This window comes from Bradyrhizobium sp. LTSPM299 (assembly GCF_000938235.1).
Lineage (GTDB): Bacteria > Pseudomonadota > Alphaproteobacteria > Rhizobiales > Xanthobacteraceae > Bradyrhizobium.
The window spans coordinates 83792-96687 of record NZ_JYMU01000059.1; the positions used below are offsets into that span (position 1 = coordinate 83792).

The window sequence follows — 12896 nt, forward strand, 5'->3', positions numbered from 1 at the left end:
CACGAGAGGATCGGATGGATATCCAGTTCACGGAAGAGCAGGAATTGTTGCGATCCAGCATCCAGCGGCTGCTGCGCGATCAGTATGATTTCGACGCCCGCCGCAAGATCGTCGCGAACGAAGAGGGTTTTAGCCGTAAGCAATGGGCAGCCTTCGCCGAGTTGGGTCTGCTTGCTGCACCGTTCACTGAAGCCGTCGGTGGGCTCGGTGGCGGGCCGTTGTCGACGATGATCATCATGCAGGAGTTCGGCCGCCATCTCGTCGTCGAGCCATTCGTGGAAACGGTGGTCGTTGCCGGCGGCCTGATCGAGCAGATAGGGTCCGACCAGCAGAAGCAGTCCTTCATCCCTGACATCGTCGCGGGAACCAAGATCTGGGCGCTGGCCTGGACAGAAAAAGGCTCGCGCTTCGATCCCGCCACGGTCACCACCACCGCGCGTCGGGGCGGCAACGATTATATCCTCACCGGCGAGAAGACAGCGGTGATCGCTACACCGTGGGCGGACTATCTGATCGTCTCCGCCCGCACCTCGGGCCATCGCCACGATCGCGGCGGCGTCAGCCTGTTCGTGGTCGATCGCCATGCTGCCAACCTCGATCTGCAAAGCTTCAGGACGATCGATGGCCGCCGCGCCGCCGAAATCAGCCTGCGCGAGGTTCGCGGGCAGCTCTTGGGCAAGGAAGGCGAGGGCGTAGGTGCGCTCGAATCTTGCCGCGACCGGGCCATCGGGGCGCTCTGCGCCGAAACGGTCGGTGCGATGGGTGAATTGAACGCGGCGACGCTGGAATATTCCAAGACGCGAAAGCAGTTCGGCACCACGATCGGCAGCTTCCAGGTGCTGCAGCACCGGATGGTCGACATGTTCATCGCCCATCAGGAGGCGCTGTCCTTGATGCAGCATCTGAGCCTTAGTCTTGAGTCGACCGAGGCCGGCCTCTCCCGGCTTGCTTCCGGCGCCAAGTCCAGGATCGGCTATGCCGGCAAGTTCGTGGCCGACCAGGCCGTGCAGCTTCATGGCGGCATGGGCATGACCGACGAGCTCAATGTCGGCCACTACTTCAAGCGGATTTCCTCTATCAACATCCAGTTCGGCGATCCCGCCTACCACGTGCTGCGCTTTGCGCAGCTCGATACCGCCGCTTAAGGCAGAGAGGCCAGCATGACAACCGAAGCAGTCATCGTATCCACCGCGCGCACCGGCGTCGGCAAGGCCTATCGCGGCGCGCTTAACAACACCGACGGCCCGACCCTGGCCGGTCACGTCATGGCCGAGGCGGTCAAGCGCGCCGGCATCGCGCCTGGCGAGGTCGAGGATGTGGTGATGGGTTGCGCGATGCAGCAGGGCACCATGGTGATGAATGTCGCGCGCAAGGGCGCGATCCGCGCCGGCCTGCCGGTTACGGTTGCTGGTACCACCATCGACCGGCAATGCGCCTCTGGCCTGCAGGCGATCGCGGTGGCCGCGCGCTCGGTGATGCATGACGGTGTCGAGATTGCGATCGGTGGCGGCATCGAATCGATCAGCCTGGTTCAAAACGAGCACATGAACAGGTTCCATGCCGTCGACGATGAATTGATGGCGTTGAAGCCGGAGATGTACATGTCGATGCTGGAGACGGCCGAAATCGTCGCCGAGCGCTACAAGATTGGCCGCGACAAACAGGATGAATACAGCCTGGAGTGCCAGCGCCGCGTCGGTGCCGCGTTGCAAGGCGGCCGCTTCAATGACGAGATCGTGCCGTTCACGACCAAAATGGCCGTGCTCGACGAGGATACCAAAGAGGTCAGCTATCAGCAGGTGACGCTGACCAAGGACGAAGGTCCACGTCCCGACACCACGGCTGAGCGACTTGCGAAGATCAAGCCGGTGTTCGAGGGCAGGTCGATCAGCGCCGGCAACGCCAGCCAACTCTCGGACGGCGCCTCGGCCTGCGTGATCATGAGCGACAGGATCGCCGCGCAAAAAGGCGTGAAGCCGCTCGGCATCTTCCGCGGCTTCGTCGCCGCCGGCGTCGAGCCGGACGAGATGGGTGTCGGCCCGGTCGCCGCGATCCCGCGGCTCCTGAAGCGCCACAACCTGCGGATTGACGACATCGATCTCTGGGAGCTCAATGAAGCCTACGCGGTGCAGGTGATCTATTGCCGCGACAAGCTCGGCATCGATCCAGACAGGCTGAACGTCAATGGTGGCTCGATCGCGATCGGCCATCCCTACGGCATGACCGGCGCGCGGCTGACCGGCCACCTCCTGATCGAGGGCCGGCGGCGCAAGGCGAAATACGGCGTGGTGACCATGTGCATCGGTGGCGGCATGGGCGCGGCGGGCCTGTTTGAAATCGTCCACTGATCGGAAACGCAGGAGAGATTCGTGAAGACAGCGATCACTGAACTGTTCAGTATCCAGCATCCGATCATCCAGGGCGGCATGCATTATGTCGGCTTCGCCGAACTCGCCGCGGCGGTATCGAACGCCGGTGGACTCGGCATCATCACGGGGCTGACGCAGAAGACGCCTGAATTGCTGGCAAAGGAAATCGCGCGGTGCCGCGACATGACCGACAAGCCGTTCGGCGTGAACCTCACCTTCCTGCCGAGCTTCACCGCGCCGCCGTATCCCGAGTATATCGCGGCCATCAAGGAAGGCGGCGTCAAGGCTGTCGAGACCGCAGGCCGCAGCCCCGAGCAGTACATGCCGGCGCTGAAGGCTGCCAGCATCAAGGTGATCCACAAATGCACCTCGGTGCGGCATTCGCTGAAGGCCGAGAAGATTGGCTGCGATGCGGTCAGCGTCGACGGCTTCGAATGCGGCGGCCATCCCGGCGAGGACGATATCCCGAACATGATCCTGCTGCCGCGCGCGGCGGACGAGTTGAAGATCCCGTTCGTGGCCTCCGGGGGCATGGCGGATGCGCGCAGTCTGGTCGCAGCACTCGCGATGGGCGCGGCGGGCATGAACATGGGCACCCGCTTCATTGCCACAAAGGAAGCGCCGGTTCATCCCAATGTGAAGCAAGCGCTGGTGGAGGCGAATGAGCTCGACACCCGTCTGGTGATGCGCGCGCTGCGCAACACCGAGCGCGTGCTGAAGAACAAGGGCGTCGACCAGCTGCTTGAGATCGAGCGGGAGAAGGGCGCCACCATGAAGATCGAGGACATCCTCGAGCAGGTCGCCGGGGTCTACCCCAAGGTGATGCTGGATGGCGAGATGGATGCCGGCGCGTGGAGCTGCGGCATGGTGGTCGGCCTGATCCACGACATCCCGACGGTCAAGGAACTGGTCGACCGCATCATGGGGGAGGCCGAGCAGATCATCCGGCAGCGGCTGACCGGCTTCCTCGACGGCACCTTCGAGACCAAACCGGCCCGCGCGGTCGCCTGACGGAGAGTGCGCCACCGAACTTTTCCAAACCGCCGGCGCGATTGGCTTGGGTTATTCACGGACACATCAAGGGAGTGAAGAGCATGGGCATCGCGGGCAGCCATCAATACCCCACCATGGAATCCGTGATCTACGGTAAGCCGGCGGCCGACGCGCTGCGCGACGAGACCGAACGGCTGGGTGCCAAACGGGTCTATTTGATCGCCAGCCGCACGCTGAACACCACAACCGACGAGATCGAGAAGATCCGCAAAGCGCTCGGCGAGCGTCATGCCGCGACCTTCGATGGCGTGCCGCAGCACACGACGCGTGACGTGGTGACACGGATTGCGCGGCAGGCCAGCGAGGCCAAGGCCGATCTGGTGGTCGCTATCGGCGGCGGCTCGGTGGTCGATGCGGCGAAGATCGTGCTGATGTGCATGGAGCATGAGATCTTTGAACCGGCGGGGCTCGATGGCTTCGAGACCACGCCGGAGCGCCGCTTCGGGCAATTCCGGACGCCAAAGGTGCGGATGATCGCCATCCCGAGCACGCTTTCCGGCGGCGAGTACAATTCCGGCGCGCTGGTTACCGACACCAGCCGCAAGCTGAAGCAGATTTTCAATCACCCGATGATGATGCCGCGCAGCATCATCCTCGATCCTGCGATCACCAGATATACGCCGGAGAAACTCTGGCTGGGCTCCGGCACGCGCGCGATGGATCACGGTATCGAAGCGATTTGCTCCAGCCGTCCCAACGTGCTGGTCGACGCCGTGTGCCAGCAGGGGCTACGCTATTTGCATGACGGCCTGCTGCGCACCAGGGATAATCCTGACGACGAGGCGGCGCGGCTGAATTGCCAGTTGGGCTCGTGGCTTTCGGCCTTCGGATTGCAGTCGCGGGTACCGATGGGCGCGAGCCACGCCATCGGCCATGTGCTCGGCGGCACCTGCGATGTCCCGCATTATTTCTGCACGGCCGTGATGATGCCGAGCGTGCTTCGCTACAATCGTCCCGCCACCGAAACCGCCCAGAAATCGATCGCAGCCGCGCTCGGTGCACCGGAGCGCGACGCCAGCGAGGCCTTCGCAGCGTTTATCGCGGAGCTCGGCCTGCCGCGACGGCTCGCCGACGTCGGCGTCGCCGAGGACCGCTTTGAACTGATCGGCAAAAACGCAATGCTCTCGATCTTTACAAGGGCAAACCCGCAGCCGATCCGTGAGGCTGATGACGTCGTCAAGATCCTCAAGCTGGCGGCTTGAGGCGCGCCCGTATCCGGAGTGTTCCACGATGGCTGGCTTGCGAATATTCTCCTACCTGCCGAATCCGCGCGTGTGGAAGGCGACCATTGCTGCCCGCTTCTGCGGCGTCGCTGTCGAGGTCAGAGGCGCCTCCGGCAAGGAATTGCGGGACTGGTTGTGGGATTACGACGCGCGCCCGCTCGCCGAAGGTGAGCATCAATCGCTGTCGGGCCTCGCGCGGACCGGGCGCGTCGGATTGACCGGCGCACAACTCTTCAAGACCGATGCTTTTCTCGAAGCCCAGCCGTTCGGCAACGTGCCCGCCGCGTTCGGACCGGACGGTCATATCGGGATCTTCGAGTCGAACAGCATCATGCGTGCGGTGGCGCGGCTGGGCGAAGCGACATATCGGCTTTACGGACGTGACGCCTACGAGGCGTCCCGCATCGACAGCTTCCTGGATGTCAGCCTGGTGTTTGCGCGGGATTCGCAGATCTACCTGCTCGCGCTCTCGGACGGTACGGTCGACGCGGCGATTCACGCCCAGGCCAAACAGGCCTTCGCGATCTATGCCTCGGGACTGGAGCAGGCACTGTCGCCGCGGCGCGAGGTGCTGGTGGGAGACCGGCTCTCGCTCGCCGACATCTGCTTTGCCGCCGAGCTCGCGCTGTTCATGAACGAGCATGCGCGGGCGGCGCTGCTGAAGGAGCGTGGCCTGGACAAGATTCTGCACACCGGCGTCGAGAACGACTACCCGCTGGTGTTCGCGCATTTTGCCCGGCTGATCGCGCACGAACACTTCAAGCCGGACCTCAAGCCATATGTCGAGAAATTGTTGTCAAAGGCGGCGGCCTGACCGTCAGGGCAGCCTCTCTCAACCCGGAGGATTGATCGCATGAGCGCGCAGGTTTGCCTGATCACTGGTGTCGGACCCGGCACGGGCTCGGCACTCGCGAGAAGATTTTCCGAGGGCGGGTATCGCGTCGCCATGCTCGCCAGGAACGAGGAGCGGCTGGCCGCGCTCGAAAAGGAGCTGCCGAACGCCAAGGGCTATCGATGCGATGTGTCTGACGCCGCGCAGATCGAGGCGGTCGCGTCTGCCGTCGAGCGTGATCTCGGCAGCCCCGGCGTCGTGATTCACAATGCTGTCGGCGGCGGATTCGGCACGTTCCGGGAGATCGATCCTGCCATGCTTAATCGTAACTTCCAGGTCAACACGATGGGGCTGTTGCACCTGGCCCGGCGATTTGCACCGGCGATGGTGAGTGCAGGCAAGGGTGCCATCGTTGCGACCGGCAACACGTCCGCGCTGCGCGGCAAGGCCGGCTTCGCCGGTTTTGCGCCGACCAAAGCGGCGCAACGGATCCTGGCGGAAGCAATGGCGCGCGACCTCGGGCCGCAAGGCGTTCACGTCGCCTATGTCGTCATCGATGCCGTGATCGATCTGGAATGGACGCGGAAGCGGTGGCCGGAGCGGCCGGACGATTTCTTCATCAAGCCTCGCGCGATCGCTGGCGAGATTTGGCATGCCGTTCACCAGGACCGTAGCGCCTGGTCATTCAACATTGAGCTGCGGCCGTTCGGAGAAGCCTGGTAGTCGTAGCATTCTCGCTGGTGACGCTGCAGAGCGCGCTATTGGACGCGCCTTGCGATCGGCTTCGCCGCCGCTGCGTTGTGCCATTCCCACTGTGGCGACCCGGCGGTCGACAAAAGTCTGCTCAGGAAAGGCGTTGTCTTCGGTTGAACCCGCGACCCGTCGATCACCTCGAGCTGGCCGCAGCGGTTGAGCGTGTGCAGTTTCCGTCCGGTCCACGCCGGCCCAGGCTTGAGCAAGTGTCGAACGACTTGCCTGAACGTCGTCGGAGACAGTTCGAGAACTTCCGCAAGTCCGAGTGCCGCGCCATATCCGTTGGAGCAGTCCTGGACAGGCCGCCACAGCTTTCCATTGATGGTCACGAAGTTGCCCGCCGGCCGTGCACTTGCGCGATCGATCAGTACCGGATTGCTCGCGTGGGGCAGCCAGGGGCCGAATAGATTCTCGGCGTAAAATATCGCCAATGTATCGGAATAACCGCCGGTCCCGTCGCGCCAGGCTCCGAACAGATAGTATAGGCCGTTGTGCTGCGTGATGGTCACGTCGGCGAGTTCGAACCCCGAGAACAGCGTGTAGTGACGCTCCCATTTGTCTGGAAACCGAATGCATTTGTAGATGGCGACGTCCCGCTGCGCGGTGCTCTCCGGGATCATCCAGAGTTCGCCATTGTCTTCGATCAGAAATGGATAGGACAGATGCCAGGGCTCCTCGAGCACGGGTTGGACGTTTCCGACCGGCCCATTGCAGTCGAATTCGACGGCGGAAATGATGCCCTTGCCGACCCGGTGGTCGAGCTCTTCAAAGAAGACGAAGGTTCTTCCCTGCCATTTGATCGGGAAGGGATCGGCGTAGAAGCGGTATCCGGGATCTCTCAGCACTTTCCAGTCCGGCCCGGATAAATCACCGGTCCGCCAGACATCCGCGGTTTCGCTGTAGCGCCACCCGACGTGCCAATGGGGCGCGTAGCAGCAGAGGCGATAGATTTCCTTCGCGATCGAAGCGGCCAGGCCGTGCGCGACATATGCGGCGGAACCTCGCGCGGTGCCGCCGCTGGCCGCCGGCGTCAGCTGCGGCAGTATCCTTGGTGCTCCCGACAGAATCGCCGTCAGCATGGTCAGGGTTCGCGTCATGACCGCTTCGAGCGCACCGCTCAGGCCGGTTGCAATCTCTCCGGACGGATGACCGCGGTCGATGACCGTACCGTCGAGCTCATTGACGATTTCGACAACCGGCAAGTCACCGGCGCGAATGGCCGCGAGCGCGGCGTTTTCTCCTGCTGCCCCGTTGAATAGCGGACGGAGATAGAGCCGCGCAGAACAGTCCGGATTTCGTTCGGCGCGCGTAAAATCGACGATCACGTCGGCGTCGCCTGCGGGGGCCTGTGAGTGCTCCGGGATGTCCTTCAGCCTGTCGGCGCCGCCGCTTTGGCCATGGCGCAGCACCATCCGTTCAAGCTCGAACAGTGCCTCCAGGCCCGCAGGTCGAGGCTCCGCCGTCGGGATCCACGTGATTCGAATTGGAACATCCTTGCCGTTGACGGGCAGCGTCTCGCGGCACATCCAGAGCCGGGCAGGCTCACGTTCGCAGCGAAACTCGATGATCATGTCCGGCCCATCTGTTTAACGCCCGCTCGCTTGTGCGGCCTCGCTGAGGATGTGGACGTATTCCTCCACCATGGTATCTACCGAATAGCGCGACCTCAGACCTCTGGCGCTTTGTCGCAGTTCGTCGCTCAGGGTCGTATCCGTCAGGATTCTGGATACCGCGGCTGACAGTTCGGCATCATCCGAAGCATCGACAAAGAGAGCGGTCGGCTTTCCTTCGAATGACAATACCTCCCGCAGAACCGGGAGATCGGTCACGACGCAAGGAACGCCCGCGCTTGCGGCTTCGACGGCGGCAAGACCGAACGTTTCGGCCTGCGAGGGGAACACGAACACGTCCAGGCAGGCCAGAAAATCCGCCATCCGCCGCGGCGGAATCTCGCCGATGAAGTGCAGCCGGTCGGATACTTTCAGCTCATCTGCCAGGAGCCGCAGCCGTTCCTCGTCCGCCCCTTGGCCGGCGAGCGCAAGGTGCCAGGACGGATCGCGGACCAGCAGGCGGATCGCCGCATCTAGCCGCTTGTGAGGGTGCAACCTTGCAGCGCAACCGAGCAGGATGCGATCCGGCGGCAGCTCGAACTGTTGCCGCGCAATCTCCTTCGGCAGGCTGTGCGATTTGTCGTCGAAGCCGTGCGGGACATGCTTCATTCGCGATCGATAGGGCGCTGGATACCGCGCATATTCGCGCTCCATGGCCTGCGAATTCAACGTGATGCATTTGAAGAAGCCGAGGCTGCCCATGATGATGTCGGCGGCGCGGACCGGCCAGCTCATGGACATCGCCGAAGACACCTGGTTGGCGATAACAGGGGCGGGACTGACGAAGCGAGACACGCCGCCGCCGATGACATTGCCGAAATGCTGAAATGTCAGGACAACATCGGGCCTGATGTTCCCCAAATGGCTGGCGAGCTTTCGCAGCATCCGCAACAGTGCCAACGGACTTCCTGGACGGCTCGGCGCGCAATAAAACGTATTGGGTGGCTCGTCGAAAGAGTCCGACTTGCGGAAGAAGAACAGATTGGAGACGTCATAGCCGCGCGCGGTCAGGCCGGCGCCGAGCAACCTAGATATCTCCTGAGCGCCGGCATTCTCCGCCTGGGTCTGCACCAGGACGACGCGCAGCTTAGGCTTGATCTGGCTCGGTCGGTCCTGTGGCGCGGTCGATGACGGGAGCGGTGCCGCATGCAATTCTGTGGCTGACGTGTAACGGAGCACGGATTCCTCACCCGCTGAAGGAGGGGATTCGTGTCCTTCATTTTTGCGCTTGTACTTATCACGCGAGGATCGCTCGTACATCGCGTAGTGCGTGTTGAGGTTACTGCCCATTTAGTGCGACCGGACGTTTCTTGGACGACGAGAGCCATTGTCTCATGAACAGGGTACAGGCGGCTCGTTAACTAATTGGTTACGGCCCTGCAAAGAGAGGGTAACTGCCAATTAACCATAGATATTTACGTTGGAGCAGGCACTGAAACTGTGTCTGCCAGTCGTTGAATTCGAGTCAGAACCCATGTTGTTCGGTGGCCGCGCAGGCCCGAGAAGGTCCGGTCCGACGGAACCCGCGGCGTCGTGGGAGGTTCCCGCTGTGCCAACCGGTCAGTCCACTGCCGAATCCGTCAAGGGAACACTGACCCTCTCCGGCACGGTTTCTTTCCTGCGCGACAACGGCCGACGGATTTTAGCGCTCGCGTCGTTGATCTTCGCGATCGGTATCATCGTCCTGTTGCTGATTCCGGCTCGATACGCGGCGACCGCGCTGGTCGTCGTCGACCCGCGTGAGCAGCGCGTGACGACGGACCAGGACGTGTTGCCGGGGATCGGCCAGGATGCCGCCGCACTTCAGAGCGTTGTTGAGATCGCCAAATCCGACGGGTTTCTCCGGCCGCTGATCGAGCAGCTTAAGGTCGCCGAGGATGACGACATCGCCGGTGGCAAAACCGATACCGAGCGCCTGCTCGAGCGATTTCGCAATCGGCTCGATATTTCGCGGCGTGGATTGACCTATGTTATCGCCGTCAAGTTCACGTCCAACAATCCGCAGCGCGCCGCGTTCTACGCCAACGCCGTGGCCGAGTCATTCGTTGCCGGCCAGCGTGGCACCCGCAGCGTCGCAACCGATGAAGCGGCCGATTGGCTCAAGAGCCGACTCAAGAGCATGAACGATCGGTTGAGGGCATCTGAGGATGCCGTTGCCGCCTTCAGACTCGAGCACCGGATCGTGAATGCCGGCAAGGATGCAACGACGCAGCAGTTGCGCGTCACCGACCTGACGCAGCAAGTCTCCGCCGCTCGTGCGCGTATCGAGGAGGCAAGGGCACGTTATGAGCAGGCGCAGCGCGACCTGAAGACGAATGTCGACGGACCGGTCAAGCAGGATCTCCTGAGCACGTTGCGAGCCCAGCGCTCGGCACTCAACGACCAGATCGCGCAGAAACGTGCGGTGCTTGGCGACCGCCACCCCGACCTCGTTATGTCGTATAGCCAGTTGAACGATCTCAACCGGCAGATCGAGCTCGAGCGGAAGAAGAACATCGAGACCGCGAAGTCGGAATACGAGGCCCAGCGCGAGCAGCAGAAATCGCTGGAAGACCAGTTGAAGGCGGCCGAGTCGCAAATACTGGTCGACGGTCAGGCGCTGGTCAAACTGCAGGAATTGCAGCGCGACGCGGATGCCAACAAGAATATCTACGAACAGTTTCTGTCACGGTACAAGACGACCGATGAGCAGCGCCTTCTGCAAAGCTCGCAGACCAAGGTCGCGTCATCAGCCACTCCACCGGTTCGCTCGACCCTCCCGCCGCTTCCTTTGCTCCTTGTCGCGCTCGCGATCGCCTCAATGCTGATATCGACCGCTATTGTTGCCATACCCGGCATGGCGTGGAGTCCAACCAAGGTCGGTCCGGAGCTTCGTGATACGGATTCGCCTTCGCTGCAGCCCGAGTCGCCGCCGGATTTGCCGGTCCTGGCCCGCATTCCCAACCTGGCGTCACCGGGTTCCGTCAGAAGCGTCTGGCAGAATCCGATTCCCGCAGCGGCGGAGCCAGATTTGGGTCCGCATCTGCGCCCGCTGATCGAGAAGATCAAGCGGATCCCGGGACCTCATGGCAAGGTCGTGCTGCTGATGTCGGTTGAGGCCGGTGCAGGCGGCAGCACCGTTGCACGCTCGCTGAATCGGTCGATCGTGAAGAACGGAATGCTCAGTGTCCTGATCGAGCTGGAATCGAAGGCCGCTGATGCCACGCCTGCGGAGCAAGGCGCCGGGACCATCAAGGCAGACCTTCATTCCATCGATGAACTGCTGAGGGCCAGCAGGAAAACCCATCCGTTGCCCGACGACGATATTCGTTCTGAATTTGATCTGATCATCGTCGACGCGTCATCCCTTGACGCGCAACCGGACGCGGCGGCGCTGGCCGGCGTTGCCGATCTGGTCATCCTTGTGGTTCGCGACGGCATGGCCCAGCCATCCGCGGTACACAAGGCAAGGACGGCGCTGGCGAAGTTCGGTGCCGCTCCGGTGACGTTCATCGTCAATCGGGTACCCGCCAATTCCGTGGTTCGTGGTTCTCGAGGCGAAGTGCTGGGATTGGCGAGTTGAACTCGCTTACTCCTTCGATTCGGTGGCGCGAACCGCGTAAGCGCCGGCCTTGGGCGACAGGAGGCGAGAGAGCGCCAGAATTGATGGGTCAACGCCGGCACGCCGACGGCAAAGCACGTTGAGTGCGATGGTCGCGAGTGTCAGCGAAGCGGTGGCAGAAATGGCTGCGCCGAGCACGCCCAGCCACGGGATCAGAACGAGAAACCCGACCAGCCGCAACACCACGTTCGCCGCGATCACGGGAACATACTCGCCCTCATGGCCGGTGAGCTGCAATATGGCGGCAGCCGGGCCTCCCGCCGCCTGAATGGCCGTCCCGAGCGCGAGCACGATCAGTACCCACTGTTGCGCGGCGAAATGCGGCCCGAACAGGCCGAGAAGATAGGGCGCGCCGATCCAGACAAGGACGAGCCCGCCGAGGACGCAAAGCGCGGTTACCTCCGCCATGAGCTGCAGCGTGTGCTCGAATTCCCGGCGATTCTTGCTGAAGTACAGCGAGGGGAGCCGGCGCGCCCCGAACGTATACAGGGCGGCCGAGAGCATGGCGAAGATGTTCGCAAGACGCGAAGCCGCGAAATAGACGCCGGCGGTTACCGGATCGAGCATCCAGTAGACGAGAATGACGTCGAAATACTGGTTTGCGGCTTCAAGAATGGAGGCAAGCCAGAAGCGGAGCGCACTCGACCTCCAGCGGGATGTCTCGGAGCGGGCCGATACGCTGCGCAGAATCGGAAGCACGCGCGCGATTGAAACGACCTGCACGACCAGGCCGAGGGCCATGGCGACCGTCATCACAGTGAAAAGCTCGGCGGGATCGAGCTGCCAGTGACCGAACAGCGCCGCGATCAAGAACAGGACAACTGCGACCCGCCAGAAGAGCTCCCGATTGCCTTCTCCCATCAGAATACTGACCAGCGATCGTGCGATCTGGCTGCCGAGCATGAGGCCGGCGTTCACGGCCGTGAAGGCAGCGACGGATACGATCAGGAGCCACCACTCGCCGCGAATGCCCGCGATCGCTGCGATCGCTGCGATTGAAATCAGCATGGCGACTGCGCAGATCTTCAGGCTGGAAAACAGGACACCCTTGGTGAGGTCGGCCTGACCTCGCACCTGGTACTCGTTGAGGAACCGAACAAGAAGCAGCTCCTGGCCGGCCAACCCCACGACGGAAGCGATCTGGGCGACGGACAGCCATGTCGCAAAATCTCCAAACGCCTCAGGCGACATTGCTCGCGCAGCCAACGAGAACAGCACGAACGCAAGCCCGCCGCTGCCGACCTTGAGAAGAATGGTCCCGGCAACGCCGCGCGTCACATCACGCCGCATCAATTGGAGAATGGAGCCAAGCATGAAACGAGGGAACTCTCTCTTGTCAGGTTAGTGCAGTCCGTTCGGGTGCCGGATTCGTTCGCGTCGGAAATGTTAATGATCCGTTGCTAAGATTTCGTTCGTCCTGGCCGGCTTCAGTTCCGCGAAAATGCGAGTCAGCCG

The 12896-nt window shown here is 62.5% G+C and carries 10 protein-coding genes; 7 read left to right on the top strand and 3 right to left on the bottom strand.

Annotated elements, in window-relative coordinates:
* The first annotated feature begins 14 nt into the window (after positions 1–14).
* From UP10_RS30795 to UP10_RS30820, 6 genes are all read left to right on the top strand, one after another.
* A complete protein-coding gene (locus UP10_RS30795) occupies positions 15–1145 on the top strand; it encodes an acyl-CoA dehydrogenase family protein (protein WP_044590964.1) in 1131 nt (376 codons plus the stop codon).
* A 15-nt stretch (positions 1146–1160) separates the two neighbouring features.
* Positions 1161–2348 (top strand): acetyl-CoA C-acyltransferase, encoded by a 1188-nt coding sequence (locus UP10_RS30800; protein WP_044590965.1) that lies wholly within the window; start codon positions 1161–1163, stop codon positions 2346–2348.
* Between the two features lie 21 nt (positions 2349–2369).
* Complete coding sequence (locus tag UP10_RS30805; RefSeq protein WP_044590966.1) at positions 2370–3380, top strand: NAD(P)H-dependent flavin oxidoreductase; 1011 nt, start codon at positions 2370–2372, stop codon at positions 3378–3380.
* An 83-nt stretch (positions 3381–3463) separates the two neighbouring features.
* Positions 3464–4624: an iron-containing alcohol dehydrogenase gene (locus tag UP10_RS30810; protein ID WP_044590967.1), complete on the top strand. Its 1161-nt coding sequence runs from the start codon at positions 3464–3466 to the stop codon at positions 4622–4624.
* Between the two features lie 28 nt (positions 4625–4652).
* Positions 4653–5459, top strand: a complete 807-nt coding sequence (locus UP10_RS30815; RefSeq protein WP_044590968.1) for a glutathione S-transferase family protein — start codon at positions 4653–4655, stop codon at positions 5457–5459.
* Between the two features lie 39 nt (positions 5460–5498).
* Positions 5499–6200 carry an SDR family NAD(P)-dependent oxidoreductase gene (locus UP10_RS30820; protein ID WP_044590969.1) on the top strand — a complete coding sequence of 234 codons (702 nt, stop codon included), beginning with the start codon at positions 5499–5501 and terminating at the stop codon, positions 6198–6200.
* A gap of 35 nt (positions 6201–6235) precedes the next feature.
* Here the strand turns inward: UP10_RS30820 and UP10_RS30825 are convergent, their stop codons facing one another.
* Both UP10_RS30825 and UP10_RS30830 read right to left on the bottom strand, forming a co-directional pair.
* The gene (locus UP10_RS30825) at positions 6236–7801 is read right to left on the bottom strand and encodes a glucosamine inositolphosphorylceramide transferase family protein (RefSeq protein ID WP_044590970.1); all 1566 of its coding nucleotides are present in this window, start codon (positions 7799–7801) and stop codon (positions 6236–6238) included.
* A 15-nt stretch (positions 7802–7816) separates the two neighbouring features.
* A complete protein-coding gene (locus UP10_RS30830) occupies positions 7817–9130 on the bottom strand; it encodes a glycosyltransferase family 4 protein (protein ID WP_245321964.1) in 1314 nt (437 codons plus the stop codon).
* Positions 9131–9314: 184 nt separating this feature from the next.
* On the opposite strand from UP10_RS30830, the gene UP10_RS30835 reads away from it, so the two are divergent.
* Positions 9315–11402, top strand: coding sequence for a GumC family protein (locus UP10_RS30835; RefSeq protein ID WP_044590972.1), 2088 nt, complete (start codon positions 9315–9317; stop codon positions 11400–11402).
* A gap of 6 nt (positions 11403–11408) precedes the next feature.
* Here the strand turns inward: UP10_RS30835 and UP10_RS30840 are convergent, their stop codons facing one another.
* Positions 11409–12755 carry a lipopolysaccharide biosynthesis protein gene (locus tag UP10_RS30840; RefSeq protein ID WP_044590973.1) on the bottom strand — a complete coding sequence of 449 codons (1347 nt, stop codon included), beginning with the start codon at positions 12753–12755 and terminating at the stop codon, positions 11409–11411.
* Positions 12756–12896 lie beyond the last annotated feature (141 nt).